Annotated in this window: 16 protein-coding genes; 11 read left to right on the top strand and 5 right to left on the bottom strand. The window is 72.8% G+C overall.

The window, feature by feature from the left end:
• The first annotated feature begins 10 nt into the window (after positions 1-10).
• Together ACI79E_RS04785 and ACI79E_RS04780 are read left to right on the top strand one after the other, a co-directional pair.
• A complete protein-coding gene (locus ACI79E_RS04785; protein WP_456931397.1) occupies positions 11-1,987 on the top strand; it encodes a peptidoglycan recognition protein family protein in 1,977 nt (658 codons plus the stop codon).
• Positions 1,977-3,905, top strand: coding sequence for a SpoIID/LytB domain-containing protein (locus ACI79E_RS04780; protein ID WP_456931396.1), 1,929 nt, complete (start codon positions 1,977-1,979; stop codon positions 3,903-3,905). The genes ACI79E_RS04785 and ACI79E_RS04780 overlap by 11 nt, the downstream gene beginning before the upstream one ends.
• 85 nt (positions 3,906-3,990) lie before the next feature.
• On the opposite strand, the gene ACI79E_RS04775 is transcribed toward ACI79E_RS04780, so the two are convergent.
• Complete coding sequence (locus ACI79E_RS04775) at positions 3,991-5,931, bottom strand: DUF6541 family protein (protein ID WP_456931395.1); 1,941 nt, start codon at positions 5,929-5,931, stop codon at positions 3,991-3,993.
• A gap of 215 nt (positions 5,932-6,146) precedes the next feature.
• Between ACI79E_RS04775 and wzm the strand changes: the two genes are divergently transcribed.
• From wzm to ACI79E_RS04755, 4 genes are read left to right on the top strand one after another with little or no spacing between them, the layout of a single operon-like run.
• Entirely contained in the window at positions 6,147-6,986 is an 840-nt protein-coding gene (gene wzm / locus ACI79E_RS04770) for a galactan export ABC transporter permease subunit Wzm/RfbD (protein ID WP_456931394.1), read from the top strand.
• 2 nt (positions 6,987-6,988) lie between these two features.
• Positions 6,989-7,750, top strand: coding sequence for a galactan export ABC transporter ATP-binding subunit Wzt/RfbE (gene wzt, locus ACI79E_RS04765; RefSeq protein ID WP_456931393.1), 762 nt, complete (start codon positions 6,989-6,991; stop codon positions 7,748-7,750).
• Positions 7,747-8,649, top strand: coding sequence for a galactofuranosyltransferase GlfT1 (gene glfT1, locus ACI79E_RS04760; RefSeq protein WP_456931392.1), 903 nt, complete (start codon positions 7,747-7,749; stop codon positions 8,647-8,649). The genes wzt and glfT1 overlap by 4 nt, the downstream gene beginning before the upstream one ends.
• A 34-nt stretch (positions 8,650-8,683) precedes the next feature.
• On the top strand, positions 8,684-9,466 hold the full coding sequence (locus ACI79E_RS04755; protein ID WP_456931391.1) for an LLM class flavin-dependent oxidoreductase: 783 nt from the start codon (positions 8,684-8,686) through the stop codon (positions 9,464-9,466).
• Between the two features lie 62 nt (positions 9,467-9,528).
• Here the strand turns inward: ACI79E_RS04755 and ACI79E_RS04750 are convergent, their stop codons facing one another.
• A complete protein-coding gene (locus tag ACI79E_RS04750) occupies positions 9,529-11,481 on the bottom strand; it encodes a glycosyltransferase (RefSeq protein WP_456931390.1) in 1,953 nt (650 codons plus the stop codon).
• Between the two features lie 25 nt (positions 11,482-11,506).
• Positions 11,507-12,694 carry a UDP-galactopyranose mutase gene (gene glf, locus ACI79E_RS04745; protein ID WP_456931389.1) on the bottom strand — a complete coding sequence of 396 codons (1,188 nt, stop codon included), beginning with the start codon at positions 12,692-12,694 and terminating at the stop codon, positions 11,507-11,509.
• A gap of 264 nt (positions 12,695-12,958) precedes the next feature.
• Between glf and ACI79E_RS04740 the strand changes: the two genes are divergently transcribed.
• From ACI79E_RS04740 to ACI79E_RS04725, 4 genes are all read left to right on the top strand, one after another.
• Complete coding sequence (locus ACI79E_RS04740; protein WP_456931388.1) at positions 12,959-13,879, top strand: glycosyltransferase family 2 protein; 921 nt, start codon at positions 12,959-12,961, stop codon at positions 13,877-13,879.
• On the top strand, positions 13,879-14,979 hold the full coding sequence (locus tag ACI79E_RS04735; RefSeq protein WP_456931387.1) for a mannose-1-phosphate guanylyltransferase: 1,101 nt from the start codon (positions 13,879-13,881) through the stop codon (positions 14,977-14,979). Before ACI79E_RS04740 ends, ACI79E_RS04735 begins: the two co-directional genes overlap by 1 nt.
• A 288-nt stretch (positions 14,980-15,267) precedes the next feature.
• Positions 15,268-16,017, top strand: coding sequence for a glycosyltransferase family 2 protein (locus tag ACI79E_RS04730; protein WP_456931386.1), 750 nt, complete (start codon positions 15,268-15,270; stop codon positions 16,015-16,017).
• The gene (locus tag ACI79E_RS04725) at positions 16,014-16,436 is read left to right on the top strand and encodes a DUF2304 family protein (protein WP_456931385.1); all 423 of its coding nucleotides are present in this window, start codon (positions 16,014-16,016) and stop codon (positions 16,434-16,436) included. Before ACI79E_RS04730 ends, ACI79E_RS04725 begins: the two co-directional genes overlap by 4 nt.
• On the opposite strand, the gene ACI79E_RS04720 is transcribed toward ACI79E_RS04725, so the two are convergent.
• Positions 16,365-17,357 carry a glycosyltransferase family 2 protein gene (locus tag ACI79E_RS04720; RefSeq protein WP_456931384.1) on the bottom strand — a complete coding sequence of 331 codons (993 nt, stop codon included), beginning with the start codon at positions 17,355-17,357 and terminating at the stop codon, positions 16,365-16,367. The genes ACI79E_RS04725 and ACI79E_RS04720 overlap by 72 nt on opposite strands.
• Positions 17,358-17,365: 8 nt before the next feature.
• Entirely contained in the window at positions 17,366-18,667 is a 1,302-nt protein-coding gene (locus ACI79E_RS04715) for a lipopolysaccharide biosynthesis protein (RefSeq protein ID WP_456931383.1), read from the bottom strand.
• A 434-nt stretch (positions 18,668-19,101) separates the two neighbouring features.
• Here ACI79E_RS04715 and ACI79E_RS04710 point away from each other — a divergent pair, with 434 nt between their 5' ends.
• On the top strand, positions 19,102-21,180 hold the full coding sequence (locus ACI79E_RS04710; RefSeq protein ID WP_456931382.1) for a hypothetical protein: 2,079 nt from the start codon (positions 19,102-19,104) through the stop codon (positions 21,178-21,180).
• Positions 21,181-21,312: the final 132 nt, after the last annotated feature.

Below are 21,312 nucleotides of genomic sequence, written 5' to 3'. Positions count from 1 at the left end.
GAACCAGTTCGTGCGCCGCACACTCATCGCCTCGTCCGCCTTCCTCGCCCTCACCGGGACCGTCCTCGTCCTGCCGGTCTCCGCCGCACCCACGCCTGACGCGAAGCCGGTCGCGCCGTCCATCGAGGCGGTCGACCTGGGCTCGGTGGAGGCACCCGAGGACGCCGCCGTGGTGACCGCGGACGGGACGGTCGTCGACGCCGGGCCCCAGGCCGAGGTCGCCGCGCCCGCCCCCGGGCAGCCGGCCCCGCCCGCGACGACGGCCGTCGGTGACGAGGTGGCCAGCTCCGGCAAGGAGCTCGACGGCGTGCCCGCGCTGACCGTCTCGCAGACCGGCACCGAGCCGTTCTCGGCCGTCGGCGTCACCTGGGCGCAGGACGCTTCGGTGACCGGGGTGACCGTCCAGCTGCGCGTCGAGAAGACGTCGGGCGGCTGGGGGGCCTGGACGACGGTGGAGCAGGACGACGTCGAGCAGGAGGCGGGTTCCGCGCCGGCCGGCGCCGACGTCCGCGGGGGCACCGCCCCGGTGTGGACGGGCGAGGCGCGCGGCGTCGAGGTCGTCGTCCAGGCCGCCGACGGCAGCACGCCGCGCGACGTCCAGGTGCAGCTGATCGACCCGGGGGAGAGCGCGGCCGACGCCACCCCGGGCACGCCGGAGATCACCGACCAGGCCAACGCCGCCACCGCGATGCCGGCGATCTTCTCCCGGGCCCAGTGGGGCGCCGACGAGAACCTCATGGGCTGGGACCCGGAGTACGCGCCGACGATCAAGGCCGCGACCATCCACCACACGGCCGACGGCAACAACTACACCGCCGCCGACGTCCCGCAGATCATGCGCTCGATGTACGCCTACCACGCGGTCAGCCGCGGGTGGGGGGACATCGGCTACAACGTCGTCGTCGACAAGTTCGGCCGTGCCTGGGAGGGCCGCGCCGGGGGCCTGGCGAGCACGGTCGTGGGCGCCCACGCCGGTGGCTTCAACACCGGCACGTTCGGCGTCTCGATGCTGGGCAACTACGACGTGGTCGCGCCGCCCACGGTGATGCTGGAGATGGTCGCCGACGTCGTGGCCTGGAAGCTCTCCCTGTACGGCGTCGACCCGCGGGGCACCACCACCCTCACCTCGGGCGGCGGCGGCACGGCCAAGTACGCCGCCGGCGTGGCGGTCAAGCTGCCCACGGTCTTCGCCCACCGCGACGTCGGCGCCACCGCCTGCCCGGGCCAGTACGCCTACAGCCGGATGAACGACATCCGCACGATGGTCGCGGCGAGGTACGCCGCGGGCCCGGCGTTCCAGCCGGCGCAGACCCTGCTGCGCAACTCCAACACCACCGGCGTCGCGGAGTGGACCACCAACCGGGGTGACGCCGGCGACGTCCCCATCGCCTGCGACTGGGACGGCAGCGGCAACGAGACCGTCGGCGTCTTCCGCCGCGGCCAGTTCATCCTCTTCGACTCCAACAGCACCACCGCGAAGCCGACGGCGCAGTTCTGGTTCGGCGACGCCGGGGACACGCCCCTGTGCGGCGACTGGGACGGCGACGGCAAGGACACCGTCGGCGTCTGGCGCAGCGGCTGGTTCCACCTCAGGAACAGCAACACCACCGGCGCCGCCGACGGCTCGTTCGCCTACGGCAACCCCGACGCCCAGCCGGTCGCCGGCAACTGGGACGGCGACCGCTACGACTCCGTGGGCGTGTTCCAGAACGCGGCCTTCTACTACACGAACAGCAACGTCCGGCCGCTGGCCGCCGGGGTCGTGCCGTTCGGGCTGGGCAGCGACCGCGCCGTGGTCGGGGACTGGACCGGGGCGGGCAGGGACTCCCTCGGCATCTTCCGCGCCGGGACCTTCCACTTCACCAACTCCCTCACCCAGCCGCGCACGGACAAGACGGTGAAGTTCGGGGACGCCTCCGACCGCCCGCTGGTCGCCGACTGGGACGGCAACAAGACGACGACCGTGGGGGTCACCCGTGGCTACTGACCTGCGCGCCCGCCTCCGCCGCTGGACGGCGGCGGCCGTCGCCGGTGCCGCACTGGTCAGCGCGGCCGTGCTGGGCGCCCCGGCGCCGGCCGCGCAGGCGGCCATCACCGGCGACGTGCAGTTCACCGGCCACGGCTGGGGCCACGGGCGGGGCCTGGGCCAGTGGGGTGCCTACGGCTACGCCATCAACTCCGGCTGGCCCTTCTGGCTGATCCTCCAGCACTACTACGGCGGCACCGTCCAGGGCACCCAGCCCAACACGGTGATCACCGTCAACCTCAACGGGCAGGACGGCAAGGACCTCCTGGTCACCTCCGGGCGCGACTTCACCGTGGGCGGCGTGCCGGTCTCCGCGGGGTCGGCGGCCCGGGTGCAGGCCCGCGCCGACGGCAGCTTCGTGCTCACCACCAGCCACGGGTGCGCGCAGCCGGGCGTGTGGACGACGACCATCCCGAACTCCCGGGTGGCCTCGACCGTCCAGCCCGGCAACGACCTGTCGGCGATGCTGAGCGTCTGCACCGCCGCCGGCACGACCCAGTACCGCGGTGAGCTGTCGGTGGTGTGGGCGGCCAACGCCCAGCACACGGTGAACACCATCTGGATGGAGGACTACCTGCGCGGCGTCGTCCCGCGGGAGTCCCCGGCCAGCTGGGGCGACGGCGGCGGGGGCAAGGGCATCGAGGCGCTCAAGGCCCAGGCCGTCGCGGCCCGCTCGTACGCCTACGCCGAGGGGCGCTCGGCGTACGCCAAGACCTGCGACACGACGTCCTGCCAGGTGTACCTCGGGGCGGGGCAGAACGGCACCAAGGCGCTGGAGGACCCCCGCACCGACGCGGCCATCGCCGCGACCGCGGGCATCGTGCTGCGCAACGGGGCCGGCGCCATCGTCCGGGCCGAGTTCAGCTCCTCCACCGGCGGCCACACCGCCGGCGGCGCGTTCCCCGCGATCGCCGACGACGGCGACGTCGTCTCCCCGCACCACGACTGGACGCAGGCCGTGCCGGCCACCACCATCGCCAACGCCTTCGGGGTGGGCACCCTGACCGACGTCCGGGTCACCAAGCGGAACGGGCTGGGCGCCGACGGCGGCCGGGTGCTCGAGGTGCAGGTGGTCGGGACCACGGGGTCCGTGACGGCCACCGGCAGCACGATGCGCACCAGGCTCGGGCTGAAGTCCGACTGGTTCGTCGTCGGCGGCCCGCCCTCGGGGGGCGGCGGCACGGGGGGCCCGGCGGTGCCGACGCTCTTCCAGGGCGCCGGCAACACCTCCGGGGCGGCGGCGAAGGCCGTGCCCTTCGGCCAGCCCGGTGACGTCCCCGTCGCCTGCGACTGGGACGGCGACGGCGTCGACACCCCGGGCGTCTACCGGTCGGGCACCTTCTACCTGGCCAGCAAGCCGGGCACCGGCACCGCCGACCTCGTCTTCGGGTTCGGCCAGGCCGGCGACCAGCCGGTGTGCGGCGACTGGGACGGCAACGGCCGCGACAGCGTGGGCGTCTACCGCAACGGGACGGTGTACCTGCGCAACAGCACCACGACCGGCGTCGCGGACGGCCAGTACTTCTTCGGGGCACCCGGCGACACCCTGGTGGCCGGCGACTGGAACGGCGACGGCTTCGACACCGTCGGCGTCTGGCGGCCCGGCGCGTTCTACCTCACCCAGAGCAACGTCCAGCCGGCCACCCACGTCGTCCTGGCGTACGGCGCGGCCGGTGACCTGCCCGCCGTCGGTGACTGGGACGGCAACGGCAGCGACACCGTCGGGGTCCACCGGGCCGGGCGGTTCCTGCTGCGCAACGCCAACACCGCCGGCGGCGCGCAGCTGACGGTGGCCTTCGGGGACCCGGGTGACCGGCCGCTGCCGGGCCGGTGGTCCGACCGCGGTGGCTCCGTCGTCGGGGTGAGCCGGGGCTACTGAGCCCGGCGCGACACCAGCACGGCAACCAGGGGGGCGCCGGCGACCGAGGAGGTCGCCGGCGCCCCCTGTCCCGTGTTGGGGCGGGTCAGCCCATCGACCGCAGGCAGTCCTCGTCCGGCCGGTCGGCCGGCGGCTGCAGGTCGACCTCGTACACGCGCACGCCGTCCCGGTCGTAGACCAGGTGGAGCGACGGCGAGGCGTCGAGGTCCCGGAGCCCCGGGAACCGCGTGGTGCTCGGCAGGACGAAGCCGGAGCCGAGGAAGACGTAGCGGATCCCGAGCTCGGTGACGGCGTCGCGGACGGTGGGGTCGGTGTCCAGGCAGGAGAACCGCCCCAGCAGCGCGAGCTGCGTGGGGCCGAGCTCGGACCCCGACGAGACCAGGTGCCCGAACAGGGGCCGGATCCCCTCCAGCGCGTACATGTACGCCGACCCGTCCCCGGAGTCGTTCATGACCGTCTCCCCGGGGCGCACCCGCGCGGCGAGCCAGGCCATCGCCGTCTCCTCCGCGCGGTCCAGGTACCGGTCGGACCGGTGCGCCGAGGCGATCTGGTCGCTGTTGGCCCGCCAGTAGAGCCCCTGCGACCCGGCGACGACGGCCAGCAGGACGGCGCCCACGGCCACCGCGCGCCGCCGCGGCCGGCCGACGGCGGGGCGGACGCGGTCCACCAGCGCGACTCCCGCCGAGCCGAGGCGCACCACCCCGTGCGCGGCCAGCGGTGCCATCGCCAGGGCGGCGATCCCGGCGAAGCGCCAGCGGTCGTTCCACCAGGGCCGGCTGAGCGCCTCGACGAGGGCGGCGTCGGAGGACGCGGTGAGGACGAACATCGCGAACGCCAGCGCGCCGCCGGCCAGCCACCACCACAGGTACCGCGCCGACCGCACCGCGAGCAGCCCGGCCAGCAGCGGCACGACCAGCCAGAGCTGCGGCTGGTCGGTCGTGGCGTGGTCGAGCAGCAGCAGGTCCGCGACGGCCTCCAGCGGTGAGGAGACCGCCGGCCAGCTCACGTCCGCCTGTCCCGTGCCGGCGCGGACCGAGCCGAGGACGGCGGGCGCGGCGACGACGGCGGCGAGCCCGGCGGCCAGGGCCAGGCGGCCCACCTCGCCGGCGTCGGCACCGCGGCGGCCCCAGTACTGCTGGGCCGTCATCAGCGCGGCCAGGACGGCGGCGCTGAGGGCGGTGCTCGGCTGCAGCCCGAACAGCGCCGCCGCACCGAGGGCCGCGCACACCACGGGCCCGACCCCGCGGTGCGCGGTGACCGTGCGGACGAGGACGAGGAACGCCGGGGTCAGCGCCAGGCCGGTGGCGAACGGCAGGAGGGGACCGCGCCACAGCAGGTCGTAGGGATAGCTGGCGAAGCCGGCCAGGAGCACCGGCGTCAGGGCGGTGACCGCGAGGGGGGCGCCGAGGTCGCGCAGCAGGACGGCGAGCCCGAGGCCGGCCAGCCCCCCGATGAGCAGCGTCTGGCTGTTGAGCACCGGGAAGACCGGGGCGGCGGTGAGGTCGCGCACCACCGCGGCCAGCGCCGCGTGGGCGTTCGGGTAGAAGAAGGACGGCGCCTCCCAGTCGTTCAGGACGCGCAGCGCCGAGGCGGCGACCTGACCGGTGTCGGAGATGAACCGGGTCGCGTTGGCGTGGAACGTGTAGTCCCAGTCCTGGTTGGGCCGGTCCAGGCCGCCGAACCCGGTCAGCAGGACGGCTCCGGAGAGCGCGCCGCCGGCGAGCACCCCGGCCGCGGTGACGGCGTCCCGGCGGCCGGGCCACCGGAGGCGCGGCCGGGGGAGGCGCCGGCGCGCCGCGAGGAGGGCCGCGCCCAGGGCGGCGGCCTCGAGGGAGAGGAAGACCGGCCCCCACGTGAGGTCGACCAGGGCGGCGACCGTGGCCGCGACGGTGGCCAGCCCGTAGGAGAGCAGGGGTGCGGCGGCGAGCACGACGGCCGGGCGCAGGCCCGCGGCGGCCGCGACGACGCCGCCCGGGACGAACAGGACGCCGAGGGTCACCAGGACCGGCAGCGCGTCAAGGAGCACGAGCGCGGGTCCCGTCTGGATCGGTGCGGCAGGTCGACCGGGCGGGACGGCGGGCGCGCCGGGCCCCGCGTCGGCCCGCGGTCACCTGCGAGGGTAGTCGCCGCGGGGGTGCGCGCATGGGGGCGCTGGGGTCGGTGCGGTCGGTGTGACCGGTCGTTCACGACCTGGCTCCGTGGTCCCGGGTGCCGCGCGGCGGACGGGTACCGTTCTCCCACGTGTCAACCGCACCGCCCCGCTCGGACTCCCGCTCGTGGTCCCGCGCCTACGAGGACCTCGCCGGCGGCTGGGCGCAGCGGCAGCTGTGGGGGCACCTCGGCTGGCAGGACATCAAGCAGCGCTACCGCCGCTCGGTGCTGGGCCCGATCTGGATCACCATCAGCATGGCGGTCACCGCCATCGCGCTGGGCATCCTCTACGCCGGGCTCTTCGGCAACGACCTGTCGGTCCAGCTGCCCTACATCCTGGTCGGCTTCATCGTCTGGGGCTTCATCAGCGGCTGCATCCTCGAGGGTGCCGACGTCTTCATCGCCAACGAGGGGCTGATCAAGCACCTCCCCTCACCGCTGAGCGTGCACGTCTACCGCCTGGTCTGGCGGCAGACGCTGCTGTTCGCGCACAACATGATCGTCTACCTGATCATGCTGGTGGTCTTCCCCCAGCCGCTGCACTGGACGGTGGTGTACGCGCTCCCCGCCGTCGCGCTGCTGATGGTCAACGGCGTCTGGGTCGCGTTGCTCCTGGGCGTCATCACGACGCGGTTCCGGGACATCAACCCGATCACCCAGAGCATCGTGCAGCTGATGTTCTTCCTGACGCCGATCGTCTGGATCTACGAGGACCTGCTCAACAGCGCCAACCCCACGATCGCCGAGCGCGCGCGGCTGGCGGAGTTCAACCCCTTCCTGCACTTCGTCGAGATCGTGCGGCGTCCGCTGCTGGGCCAGGACCAGCTCCTCCGGTACTGGGTCGTCGTCCTCGTCATCACGGTGGTCGGCTGGGCCGTGACGCTGTTCGTCGTCCGCCGGTACCGGTCCCGCGTCTCGTATTGGGTGTGAACGTGTCCGAGTCCAACCACCGGGTCAGCATCACGACGAAGGACGCCTGCGTCGACTTCCCGATCTTCGACGCCAAGAGCCGGTCGCTGAAGAAGACCGTCATGGGCCTCGTCGGCGGCAACATCGCCAGCACGAGCAAGGTGCCGATCATCGAGGCGCTGACCGACGTCACGCTGCACCTCGAGCACGGTGCCCGCGTCGCGCTCGTCGGCCACAACGGCGCCGGCAAGACGACGCTGCTGCGGCTGCTGTCGGGCATCTACGAGCCGACCCGCGGCGTCGCGGAGATCAACGGCCGGGTCGCGCCGATCTTCGACCTCGGCGTCGGCATGGACCCGGAGATCTCGGGCCTGGACAACATCATGATCCGGGGCCTGTTCCTCGGCATGAGCCGCAAGCAGATGGAGCAGCGGATCGACGACATCGCGGAGTTCACCGAGCTCGGCGACTTCCTCCGGATGCCCCTGCGCACCTACTCCACCGGCATGCGGGTGCGCCTCGCCCTCGGCGTGGTCACCAGCATCGACCCGGAGATCCTGCTGCTCGACGAGGGCATCGGCGCGGTCGACGCGGCGTTCCTCGACAAGTCCAAGAAGCGCCTCGCCGACCTGGTGGAGCGCTCGGGCCTGCTGGTGTTCGCCTCGCACTCCGACGAGTTCCTCCGCGAGCTGTGCGACACCGCGATCTGGATGGAGCACGGGCGGGTGAAGATGCAGGGCGACCTCGAGGAGGTCCTGCAGGCCTACAAGGGCCTGCCGGCGTGACCGCCGCCCCGGTCGCCGAACGCGTCGTCGCGGTCGTCGTCACCCGGCACCGGCGCGAGCAGCTGGCCCAGAGCCTGGCCGCCATCGCCGGGCAGACCCGCCGCGTGGACGCCGTCGTCGTGGTCGACAACGGGCCCGACCAGTCCGCCGAGGACGTCGTCCGGGCCAGCGGCCTGCCGGTGACGTACCTGCCCAGTGAGCGCAACCTCGGCGGCGCCGGCGGCTTCGCGCTGGGCATGCTGACGGCGCTGGCCGCCGGGGCGGACTGGGTGTGGTGCGCCGACGACGACGGCCGGCCCGCCGACGACCGCGTCCTGCAGACCCTCCTCGACAGCGCCCGGCGCCACGGGCTGGCCGAGGTCTCCCCGCTGGTCACCGACATGGCCGACCCCGACCGGCTGGCCTTCCCGCTGCGCCGCGGCCTGCGCTGGCGGCGCCGGCGCAGCGACTTCGCCGGCCTGGACCTGCTGCCGCACTACGCGTCGCTGTTCAACGGCGCGCTGTTCCGAGCCGAGGCCCTCGACGTCGTGGGCGTGCCGGACTACCGGCTGTTCTTCCGCGGCGACGAGACCGAGATCCACCGCCGGCTGGTCCGCTCCGGGCTGCCCTTCGGCACCTGCCCCCAGGCGGCCTACCTGCACCCCGAGGGGACGACGGAGTTCGAGCCGATCCTGGGTGGCCGGCTGTCGGCGCAGTACCCGGCCAACGAGGTGAAGCGCTACTTCACCTACCGCAACCGCGGCTACCTCATGGCCCAGCCGGGCATGCGCTGGCTGCTCCCGCTGGAGTGGGTCCGCTTCGGCTACTTCTTCTTGGTCCACCGCCGCGACCCGGGGGCCTGGCGCGAGTGGCTGCGCCTGACCCGGGCCGGGCGGCGGGAGCGCTTCACGCGTCCGTGACCGGTCCGTCGTACCCGCTGGCTACGGTCGGCGCGTGCGCGTGGGTCTGAGCGTCCCGGTCATGGACGAGCCGTCCTCGCTGGTCGACCTCGGCGTCGCCGCCGAGGCCAACGGGTGGGACGGCGTGTTCCTCTGGCACCACGTCGTGGGCACCCCCGACCTCCCGATGCCCGTCGCGGACGCCTGGGTGGTGCTCGGGGCGCTCGCGGCGCGGACGCAGCGGGTGCGGCTGGGCACGACGATCACGGCGCTGCCCCGCCACCAGCCCCAGGAGGTGGCCCGCCAGACGGTCACCCTGGACCGGTTGTCCGGCGGGCGGATGGTCCTCGGCGTCGGCCTGGGTGAGCCGCCCTCGGAGTACACGGCGCTGGGCCGCAGCGCCGACCGGCGCGCCCTGGCGGCCATGCTGGACGAGGGGCTGGAGGTGGTGTCGGGCCTGTGGTCGGGCCGCCCGTTCAGCCACTCCGGGCCGCACTACACGGTCGACGACGTGCAGTTCCTGCCGCCGCCGCGCCAGCAGCCGCGGATCCCGGTGTGGGTGTCGGCGATGACCCGCAACGAGCGCACGCTGGGCCGGGCCGCCCGCTGGGACGGCGTCCTGCTCGGCGCGATGACCGCCGACGGCGGGATGGACGTGCTGCCGGCCGAGGCGGTGGCCGAGGTCGCCGCCCGTCCCGACGCCCCCGCCGACGTCGTCGTCGCCGCGCCGGCCGGCACCGACCCCGCGACGTACGCGGACGCCGGTGCCACCTGGGTCCTGCTCACCGGCTGGCTCGACGAACTGCGCGAGCTGGCCGCCGCACCGGCACCCCGGTAGACGGCGGACCGCCCCGGACCCTGCGGTCCGGGGCGGTCCGACGGAGCTGTCGACGGAGCGGCTCAGCGGGTGGGGAGCTGCCCGTCGAAGGCCTGCTGCCAGCTCTCCGGCGAGGTCAGCTGCTGCATGTGCTCGCGGTACTGCTTCCTCAGCTTCGGGAACTCCCGCATCAGCCGGACGTGCACCCGCGCCGAGTGGTTGAGCATCCGCCAGAAGGTGTCCGGCTCCCGTCGGCGGAAGGTGACCCCGCGCCCGTCGGCGGTGCCGACGGTGGCACTGTCCAGCCGCGACAGCAGGAACCAGCGCGCGTCCTGGGCGCTGATGTTGATCTCCGGCCGCTCGGCGGCGTCCGCCTTCGGCGGGCGCAGGTTGTGCACCAGCGCCGCCAGCAGGGTGCGGCCGATGGTGAGCGGCGTCGTCGGGGGCTTCATGAACTTCTCGGCCTTGATCGCGCCCATCGACGGCAGCGGCAGGTCCGAGGAGGACCCGACGACCCGGCCGTCGGGGTAGTCGCCCTGGTGCTCCAGCGCCGTGGGCAGCGCGGTGGGCAGGATCGGGAACAGCCGGTCCGGCCCGGCGAGGAAGTCCTCGTAGGCGCGGTGGTGCAGGGACGCCGTGGCGTACTGCAGCATGATCAGGAACTTCAGGTCGAACTTGAAGGTGTCCAGCAGCAGCCGGCCGCCCCGCTTGTAGGGCGTGTGCAGCGCGGCCGCGACCAGCCGGTTGCGGGTGTGGAAGTAGGCCTGCCACCCGGCGGTGTCGTCCTTGTCGCTCCACGACAGGTGCCAGACGGCGACGCCGGGCAGGGTCGCGGTGGGGAAGCCGTGCTCACCGGCGCGGATGCCGTACTCGGCGTCGTCCCACTTGATGAACAGCGGCAGGGCCAGGCCCAGCTGCTCGATCGCCTGGCGGGGGATGAGGCACATCCACCAGCCGGTGTAGTCGACGTCGATGCGCCGGTGCAGGTCCGGCGACTCGCGCAGGCTCTTCTTGGCGAAGTCGTGGGCGTACTCGGTGTTGGGGGCGGCCCGCCAGAAGAACTTGTCGCGGGCCACGACCTCGCCCATGGTGTGCAGCACCGAGCGGTCCTGCAGCGCCAGCATCTGGCCGCCGACCAGCATCGGCGCCTTGGTGAAGCGGGCGAAGGCGTAGGCCCGGGCGATGCTGTCCGGCTCGAGCTGCACGTCGTCGTCGAGCAGGATGTGGTGCGTCGCGTCGGTGTTCTTCAGCATCTCGTACATCGTCCGCGAGAAGCCGCCGCTGCCACCGAGGTTGCCCTGCTCGACCAGCATGAGCTTCTCGCCCAGGCCGGCGGACGCCGCGGCGAACCCGGCGTCGTCGCGCACCTTCTTGTTGCCCTGGTCGGCGACGATCACCTTGGAGATGACCCCCTCGACGACGGGGTCGTCGGCCAGGGCGGCCAGCGCGGCGACGCAGTCGGTCGGCCGGTTGTAGGTGCAGATGCCGATCGACAGGCGGGTGTCCTGCTCCGGCGCCTGCGCGGCCGACCACGAGGCCTCGTGGACCACGAGGGGGGAGTCGTCGGCGGTGACGTCGAACCAGTACCAGCCGCCGTCCTCGAACGGGGTGAGGTCGAGCTCGAACTCCAGCACCCGCTCGTCGCCGGAGGTGGTGGCCCCGGTGACGTGGATGATGCTGCCGTCGGCCTTGGACCGGTAGACGTCGATCCGGCCCGGCCCGGAGACCCGCATGCCGAGCACGACCGTCTGCAGGACCGTCCACCGCCGCCAGTAGCTGGCCGGGAAGGCGTTGAAGTAGGTCGCGAAGGAGACCTCGTTCCCGGGGGCGACGCTGGCCTCCGACCGGGAGCGGGAGACGACCCGCTTGGTGCCGGTGCCGCTCTCGTCGACGTAGAGGGCGCGGACCTTGAGCGGGTCACCGGAGCGCGGCAGGAGCACCCGCTGCAGCAGCGTCACGGCCTTGCCGGACGCGAGGTCGGCGGCCGAGGCGTCGGTGACGCGCTCGGGTGACACCGGGGAGGTGGTCGTGGTCATCGGTGCGTCAGTCCTCGCGGGGGGTTCAGTCGTCGAGGCGGCCGTCGAGCGACTCGCCCTGGTCGAAGAAGGGCCGGATGCGGTTGTCGAACATGCTCAGCGCCGACCCGATGGCCATGTGCATGTCGAGGTACTTGTACGTGCCCAGGCGGCCACCGAAGAGAACCCGCTTCTCCGCGGCCTCCTTCTTGGCCAGCTCGCGGTAGCGCTCCAGCTTGGCGCGGTCCTCGGGGGTGTTGATCGGGTAGTACGGCTCGTCGCCGGTCTGCGCGAACCGGGAGTACTCGCGGACGACGACCGTCTTGTCCTCCGGGTAGTCCCGCTCGGGGTGGAAGTGCCGGAACTCGTGGATCCGGGTGAAGGGCACGTCCTCGTCGGCGTAGTTCATCACCGACGTCCCCTGGAAGTCGCGGATCGGCAGCACCTCGGTCTCGAAGTCCAGGGTGCGCCAGCCCAGCTCGCCGGCCTCGTAGTCGAAGTACTTGTCGATGGGCCCGGTGAAGACGGTGGGCACGTCGGCCGGCAGCTCGTCGCGGACGTCGAAGTAGTCGGTGTCCAGCCGCACCTCGATGTTCGGGTGGTCGGCCATCCGCGTCAGCCAGGCCGTGTAGCCGTCCTTCGGCAGACCCTCGTAGGTGTCGTTGAAGTACCGGTTGTCGAACGTGTAGCGCACGGGGAGGCGGGCGATGACCGCGGCGGGCAGCTCGGTCGGGTCGGTCTGCCACTGCTTCTTGGTGTACCCGCGGATGAACGCCTCGTAGAGGGGGCGGCCGATCAGCGAGATCGCCTTCTCCTCGAGGTTGGCGGCCTCGGCGGTGTCGAACTCGGCGGCCTGCTCGGCGACGAGGGCGCGGGCCTCCTCGGGGGAGAAGCTCCTGCCGAAGTAATGGCAGATCGTGGCCAGGTTCATCGGCAGCGAGTAGGTCTGCCCCTTGAAGATGCTGAAGACCCGGTGCTGGTAGTTCGTGAACTCGGTGAACTGGTTCACGTAGTCCCACACGCGCTGGTTGGACGTGTGGAACAGGTGCGCGCCGTAGACGTGCACCTCGATGCCGGTCTCGGGCTCGGGCGCGGAGTAGGCGTTGCCGCCGATGTGGTTGCGGCGGTCGATGACGAGCACGCGCTTGTCCAGCTGACTCGCGACGCGCTCGGCGACGGTCAGTCCGAAGAAGCCGGAGCCCACGACGACGAGGTCAGGTCTGGCTGAAGTCACGCCTCGCGACGATACCGTCCTGTGACCAACCGGCCCGCCGACGGCGGCCATCCGGTCACCGGCGCACCACGCGCCACAGGGGCCCGCACGGGGACCCCGACCGCGGCCCGGCGCCCGCCCGTCACCGCCGGCAGGTGTGGCCTCGCGCAGGCTCGTGCTCTGCCCACCGTCGTGGGCAGAGCGCAAGCGTCCGCAGGACTGCGTGGTGGCCGGGACGTCGGGCTGCCGCGATCGGCCGGACCGGCGCCCGCCTAGGGTTGGCCCGTGCACGACGACCCCGGGACGACGCCGCTGCGCGTGGTCGCCGTCACCTACTCACCCGGGGAGGCCCTCGACGGCTTCCTGGAGTCGCTGGCCGCGGCGACCACCCGCCCGGTCGAGGTCGTGCTGGCCGACAACGGCTCCACCGACGGCGCGCCGGAGCGGGCCGCGGCCCGGTACCCGCACGTCCGGCTGCTGCGCACCGGCGGGAACATCGGCTACGGCGCCGCGGTCAACGCCGGGCTGGCCGGGCTGACCGAGGGGTACGCCGTGGTGGCCAACCCCGACGTCCGGTTCCACCCCGGGTCGATCGACGAGCTGCTCGCCGTGGCGGCGCGGTGGCCCCGCGCGGCGACGGTCGGCCCGGCGATCCGCACGCCGGACGGCGAGCTGTACCCCTCGGCCCGCGACCTGCCGCAGCTGTCGACGGGTGCGGGGCACGCGCTGCTGGGCTGGGCCTGGCCGGCCAACCCGTGGACGGCGCGGTACCGGCGCGAGCGTGAGGCGCCGCGGGAGCGTCCGGCCGGCTGGCTGTCCGGTTCCTGCCTGCTGGTCGACCTGGCCGCCTTCTGGTCGGTCGGCGGGTTCGACCCGGGCTACTTCATGTACTTCGAGGACGTCGACCTCGCCGAGCGGCTGGGCCGCCGCGGCTGGCTGAACGTGTACGCGCCCTCGGCCGTGGTCGAGCACGAGGGCGGACACTCGACCCGGCGCGAGCCGCACCGCATGCAGCGGGTGCACCACACCAGCGCCCTGCGCTACCTGTCCGGCCAGTACCCGGGACGGCGGAACGCGCCGCTGCGGCTGGCCCTGCGCGGTGGCCTCGGCGCCCGGATGCTCGTCTCCTACGTCAACGGCCGGGTGGCCGCGGGGGCCCGCTTCCAGCGGCGGGCCGACGACGTGGGCGGACCGGGGGAGAGCTGATGCGCCACGCCGTGATCATGGCTGGCGGCTCGGGGACGCGGCTGTGGCCGCTGTCGCGCGCCGCCCGGCCCAAGCAGCTGCTCGACGTGGTCGCCGACGACGGCGGTGGCGCGCACAGCCTGCTGGCCGAGGCGTTCGACCGGCTGCGGGCCGTGCTGCCCGTCGAGCAGATCTGGGTGTGCACCGCGGCCCGCTACGGCGAGCAGGTGCGCGCCGCGCTGCCCGAGCTGGGCGCCGACCGGCTGATCCTGGAGCCGACCGCCCGCGACACCGCCAACGCCGTCGGCCTGGCCGCCGCGCTGGTGGCCGACGTCGACCCGGACGCCGAGCTGGCCGTGGTGAGCGCCGACCACGTCATCCGCCCGGTCGAGCGGTTCGCGGCCGCGCTCACCACCGCCTACGACGTCCTCGCCCGCCGCCCCCGCGCGCTGGTCACCCTCGGCATCACCCCCACGGCGCCGGCGACCGGCTTCGGCTACGTCCAGCGGGGCGCGCCGACGGAGGTCCCCGGCGCGGCCGAGGCGGCCTCGTTCCGGGAGAAGCCGGACCGCGCCACCGCCGAGGCCTACCTGGCGTCGGGGGAGTACCTGTGGAACTCCGGCATGTTCGTGTGGCGGGCGCGGACGGTGCTCGACGCGCTCGCCGAGCACCTGCCCGAGTCGGCGGCCGGGCTGGCGCGGGTGGTGGCCGCCCCGGCGGGTCCGGAGCGGGACGCCGTCCTGGCCGAGGTCTTCCCGTCGCTGCCGAAGATCAGCGTCGACTACGCGGTCCTGGAGCCGGCGGCCACCGAGCGGGGGCGGGTGCTGGTCGTCGACCTCGACGTCGACTGGCTGGACGTCGGGTCGTGGCCGGCGCTGGCCGGCACGCTGGAGGCCGACGGCGCGGGCAATGCGCTGCGCGGGCTGACCGTGCTGCTGGACAGCGAGCGCAACGTGGTGCTCAGCGACGACCCCGACCACCTGGTGGCGCTGGTCGGCGTGCGCGACAGCGTGGTGGTGCACACCGCGGACGTGACGATGGTCTGCCCGATGGCCGACGCCGAGCGGGTCAAGCAGCTGCTGGCCGCGGTGGAGGCCGCCCACGCGTCCCGCTTCTCCTGACCGCCGGGGTCCCGCGGCGGCCGGTGGACGTGACCGGTTCCACGGGACCAGTGGGAAGCATGTTGCCCAACGTGGCGTTCTCCTCACCAACCGTCGGCGTGGCGGGGGGATCGGACCGGTCCGTCCCGCGACGCTGCCGAGAGGGACACGGGGGAGCACCCGTCCGGTCGTCCCGCGCACCGCTGGACCGCGGCCGAGACTCGACGGAGTGGCGAAACGATGACAGTGACGTATGACTCGGTTGCTCTCCGTGCGGGCGCGACCCCGCCGGCCCTAGCATCCGAGGCGATGGACTCGTCGCTGGGCACCCAGGCGGTCGGCGCGCCGAACCCTGCCGACCCGTCGTGGGACGACACCGTCGTCATCGTCCGGGTCTACAACGAGGGCCCCGTGGTCGGCGGCGTCATCGCCGAGCTGGTCGCCGCCGGGCTGTCGGTCATCGCGGTCGACGACGCCAGCACCGACGACTCGGCCGAGGAGATCGACAAGGCCGGCGCGTTCCGCGTGAGTCACCCGATCAACCTGGGGGCCGGCGGCGCGCTGCAGACCGGGTTCGAGTCGGCGCTGATGCTCACCGACGCCCGCTACATCGCCTGCTTCGACGCCGACGGCCAGCACCAGCTCGCCGACCTGCTCGGCATGATCGAGAAGATCCGCGAGGGCTACGACGTCGTCATGGGCTCGCGGTTCCTCGAGGGCGACGGGCCGACCCAGATGAGCTGGCTGCGCCGGACGATCCTGCGGACGGCGGCCAAGCTGCTCAACCGCGGCGGCGCCACCCGGCTGACCGACGCGCACAACGGGCTGCGGATCGTCGCCCGGCACGTCGCCGCCGACATCCGGCTCTCGCACGCCGGCATGGCCTACGCCTCGGAGCTGGAGCGGTACCTGACCCGCCCCGAGTACCGGATCGTCGAGTACCCCGTGCACATCCTGTACACGGACTACTCGCGGTCCAAGGGCCAGCCGCTGCTGAACAGCGTCAACATCCTGACCGAGGTGGCCGCGCACCGGGTCACGAACTGGGGTCGCAAGTGATCATCCAGCTGCTGCTCGTCCCGGCGCTCGTCTTCGCCGTGGTGAGCTCCCTCCGCTCCCGCACCTCGCTGCGCGGGCAGGCCCGGCGGAAGATCCTCGCCGTCCTCACCATCGTCGCCGGCGTCCTCGCGGTGCTCTTCCCCGACACCCTGCAGGCCCTGGCGGACTGGACCGGTGTCACCCGCGGCACCGACCTGCTGCTCTACGGCCTCGCCCTGGTGATCATCTACCTGGTGGGCAGCACGAGCGTCCGGTTCCGGGAGCAGGAGGCGCGGCTGGTGCTGCTGGCCCGCCAGGTCGCGCTCGCCGACGCCGCGCTGCGCCACGTCGAGGCGGTGCAGGCTCGGTCACAGCAGGCGGCGGACCAGGCCCCAGTAGCCGTTCATGACCGTGTTCAGGAGCCCACCGCCGGCCGGTAGCGGCAGCACGGACTGGTCGAAGCGCGCGGTGAGCAGCTCGGCCAGCTCCCGGTCCCGGCGCCGGCGCGCGCCCTGGACCTCCCGCCGGTGCTGCGCCAGCCACCGCCGCTCGGCGAGCAGCCACCGGTAGCCGCGCAGCTTGGCCGGCAGCCAGCCGTTGACGACGGCGACCGCCAGCATCGCCACCTCGAACGCGAGCAGCGCGGGGGAGAGCAGCGCGAGGGTGCGGCCCTCGTAGAGGCTGAGCACCATGGCCAGCCGGTTGCGCTCCAGCAGGTAGAACTTCGCGGTGTTGCGGCTGAACTCGTAGTGGTGGGCCACGACCGCGCCCGGCACGTAGTGCACCTCCCAGCCCTGCTGCCAGCAGCGCAGCGACAGGTCGGCGTCCTCGGAGTAGGCGAAGAAGCGCTCGGTGAAGCCCCCGAGGGCGTCCCACACCTCCCGCCGCAGGACGAAGGCCGCGCCCGTGGCGCTGGTGACGGTGCGCTCGACCGGGAAGTCCGCGGCCGGCTCGCCCAGGTGCCCCGACCACGACAGGCCGAGGACGTGCACCGGGTTGCCCGCGGAGTTCAGCAGCTCCGGCGTCTCGGCCAGGCGCAGGCTGGCCGACGCGATGCCGACCTCCGGCCGTGACGCCACCTTCGCCAGCTCGGCCAGCGCGTCGGGCTCGACGAGGGCGTCGGAGTTGATGAACGCCAGGTACTCGGAGTCCGTGGCGGTGGCGCCGAGGTTGCAGCCGCCGGTGAAGCCGGTGTTGGTGCCCGGCTCGAGCAGCGTGACGCCGGGGCGCTCGCGCAGCGGCTCCAGGGACGGGCTGGTGCAGCCGTTGTCGACGACGACCACGTGCACCGACACCCCCGTCGAGGCGAGGATCCGGTCGACGACGTCGTAGAGATAGGGCTGCTCGCCGTAGGCGAGCACGACCGCGGTCAGGTCCAGGGGATGTCCTCTCCTCGGGTGGACGCCGGCATCCCCGCGTTCAGCGGGGAGCGCAGGCGCCGGCGCATGGCGATCGCCAGCACGAGCACGGCGACCGCGCTGCCGGCGAGGAAGGCGAACCCGACCCGCTGCTCCAGGCGGAACGGGACGAGCAGGCCCAGGAGGAAGGCCGCGGTGCCGGCGAGCCAGCCGAGGACTGAGGCGCGGTAGCCGCGCACGGAGACCAGGGTCTGGGCCAGCACCGAGGCGAGCATGAACAGGCCGCTGGCCGCGGCGAGGGGCCACAGGTCGGCGCGGGTGGTGACGTACTCGGCGCCGTAGACCAGCCGCACCAGCCAGGGCCCGACGGCGAGGATGACCAGCAGCCCGGCGGCGCCGAGGGCGGTGACCGCGCCGGCGATGAGGTTGAGGCGGCGGCGGAAGCCGGCGGTGTCGCCCTCGGCGGCCAGTGCGGCCATGCCGGGCAGGAACGACGCCTGGATGGCGGCGAAGAGGAACAGCGGCACGCGGGCGAGCACCAGGACGCTGATGAAGATGCCCGCGCGGGCCTGCTCCTGCGGGCCGGCGAGCAGGTTGGCGGCCACTGGGGCGGCGTTGATGACGAACTGGCTCGCCAGGGCGCCGAGGGTCAGCCACCCGACGGCGTGGGAGAGCTCGCCCCAGGAGTGGTGGGGGCCGGGCTGGTTGGCCGGCCCGAGCCAGCCGGCGGTCAGCAGGACGGCGGCGATCGGCGCGAGACCCAGGAAGACGCCGTACCAGCCGGCGGTGCTGACGCCGACGACCGCGAGGACGGCGGCGCTGCCGATGCGCAGCACCCCGTCGATGCCCAGCTGCGCGCCGTAGCGGGGAAAGGCGCCGCCGCCGGCGAACGCCCCGCGCGTGAGGTGCTCGGCGCCCAGGCCGACCAGCCCGAGGAAGAGGGCGGCGACCAGGACGTCCTGCCCGGCGAAGACCTCGTCGGCCAGCGGCTCGCGCGCGAGGAGGAGGACGGCGCCCGCCAGCACGATCAGCCCGCCCGCGAGCGCGCACGCGCGCAGGAAGACCGGACGCGCGCCTTGCCCGTGCGCGGCGCGGGAGGCGACGGCGCGGCCCACCTCTTGCTCCAGGGGCTGGAAGAGCGCGGGGCCCAGGGCGTTGATGAGCACCCACAGCGTGCCCAGCGGCGCCAATTCAGCCGGGCCGAGCGCGCGGCCGCTGACGGAGAGGAAGGCGAAGGACGCCAGGCCCAGCACCCCCAGGCCGATCGCCACCGGCCCGACCTGCCGGGTGACGGCGGAGAGCTGGCTCGCCACCCGATTCCCCCTTCGTCCGCGCCGGACGGCGCTCGCTGACCACCCTAGGGCGGGTGATCGGAGCTCGTCGGGCGGTCCTCCGGTACGCGTGGGACGCCTGTGACGACACGCGCGAGGCGTCTGGGGTCGGATGTGACTCATGTGACGACGGCGGGAAATTTCGGCCGCGTCGCCCGTCGGGCCCTCAGGGAGCTCCCAGGAACCCCATTAGGTCACTGGAGTGGTTCCGCATGTCGGAGAGTGACGAGGAGTCGACACCCACACTGGTGAGTGTCACCCGTGTCGGTGCTTTCCGACTCGATTCGGGCATCAAGTGCTCACGACGACATGGCGACATGGCGGTGGAAGTTGCCGTGCGGCGTCCTTGTGCAGAGCTCGCTCACTGCTAACTTTCTGTCAGTCGCCCAACACGGGGCGCGACTGATGGAGGATCCATGAGCAAGCGAGCACTTACGGTCAGCGTCCTGACCGCGGGGCTGTCTGCCGGTCTGCTGGCTGGCGCCCTCTCCCCGGCCGCCGCCCAGGGCAACCCGGTGGCGGGCTCGGGCAACGTCTACTACCTGAGCGGCGCCGGCAACACGTCCGGTCAGGCCCAGAAGGTCATGGTCTTCGGTGACCCGAGCGACGAGGTCTACTTCGGCGACTGGGACGGCGACGGCGTCGACACCCCGATGATCCGCCGTGGCTTTGGCTTCCACGTGGCCGACAAGGACGGCAAGACCGTCAACGTCTTCGGTTACGGCGACGCCGGCGACGAGGTCCTCGTTGGCGACTGGGACGGCGACGGCGTCGACAGCCTGGCCGTGCGTCGTGGCAACAAGTTCTTCGTGAAGAACGACAACCAGAAGAGCGGCAAGGCCGACAAGGAGTTCTACTACGGCGACGCCGGTGACACCGTTCTGGTCGGTGACTGGGACAACGACGACAAGGACACCCTGATCGTCCGTCGTGGCGCCACCTACCACGTCAAGAACGACACGGAGAGCGGCAAGGCCGAGTACACCTTCGTCTTCGGCGAGGCCAACGACACCATCCTCGTCGGCGACTGGTCGAACGCCGCTGAGAGCAAGAGTGGCGACGGTGCTGACCAGCTGGCTGTCCGGCGCGGCTTCGAGTACCACCTCTCCTCCGAGCTCGGTTCCGGCCCGCTGAAGACCGACCGCGTCTTCGGTTACGGCAACCCGGACGACAACGTCTTCGTCGTCTCCCTGCCGACCGACATGGTCGACGAGAACGGTGACCCGATCATCGACGAGGTGCGCGAGGCCACCTACTACGAGGACAAGGCGGCCACCTACGAGGCTGGTGAGACCATCATCAACTGGGTCGACGGCAAGCCCGTCAAGGACCCGGTGACCGGCAAGCCGGTCACGGCCAAGGGCGGCGAGGAGAAGGTCTTCGTCACCGGCGACCGGGTGACCTACCGGGGCGGTGAGCCTCGCGTGGACGCTGCCGGCACGGAGCTGACCTACGCCGCTGACGGCACGGAGATCATCCACCACAAGGACGACCTGGTCGTGCTCGAGGATGGTTCGTACAAGCGTGGCGAGGATGGCAAGCCCATGACCTGGGGCCAGCTCGACGCTGACAACAAGAACTACCCTGATGTCGACCTGGCCGGCAAGTCGAACAAGTACAGCGTCAAGAAGGGCTGGACCCAGGTCCACCGCGAGGGTGAGCTCCGCGTCCGCGTTGATGGCGAGCTCGCCACCTACGTCGATGTCCCGGCTGCTGTCGCGGGCAACTTCGGTCCTCGCGCTGGTGACACGGTCCTGACGCAGTCGACTGCCGACTACAAGCTGGACAAGGACGGCGAGGTCGTCTTCACCACGCCGACCCCGCCGGCGCTGCCGGCTCCGGAGTACGTTGCAGCCGACAAGTACGCCGCTGACCGGGCTAAGGCCGGGGACGCCGTCGTGGCCCGTGCCGGCCAGGTCATGCCGACCTGGCGCTACGTCAGCGCGGCTGTCGACACTCAGTACGGCGTGGCCAAGACCGCGCAGGCCGACGCTGATGCTGCGGCCGCCACTGCGGTGGAGAAGGCGGCTGCGTGGGAGGCGGAGCGCGTCAAGGCTTCCCCGAACCCGACGGTGAAGGCCGACGCCGACGCCGCGGCGAAGGACGCTGAGGACAAGGCCACGGCGGCGCGAGCCGAGTGGGCCAAGCTCCAGGACCTCGAGGTCTCGGATGCCGCCAACTTCGCTTGGGCCCCTGTTGCCGCTGGGATGGACGACGAGGACCGGTACACCTACACGGCGAAGTCTGTGGACGCCAAGAAGGTCGCGGACCTCGACGCTGACAAGAAGTCCGACCCGATCTACTTCAAGGGTGGCGAGCAGCTCACCTACGTCGGCGGGGAACTGCTGCCCGCCTACAAGGGTGGCGAGTCGGTGATGGAGCACCTGAAGGGTGAGGTCATCCTCGACGAGGACGGCGACCCGACCTACGAGGGCACCGGCGAGCCGCTGCAGATCACCGGTGACGGCCTGGGTGTCCGTCGCAACTTCGGCTGATCCTCGACCCACGTCGCACTGAGCCTTCGGGCTGAGAGCGGCACCGCACCACCGCAGTAACCCGTCGGACCCCCGTCCGTGCCTCCGGGCACGGACGGGGGTTCCGCACATCCTTGCGGCGGGCGGGGGGTC

This window comes from Geodermatophilus sp. SYSU D00079, from assembly GCF_054050635.1.
This window is presented reverse-complemented; position numbering and strand designations above follow the sequence as displayed.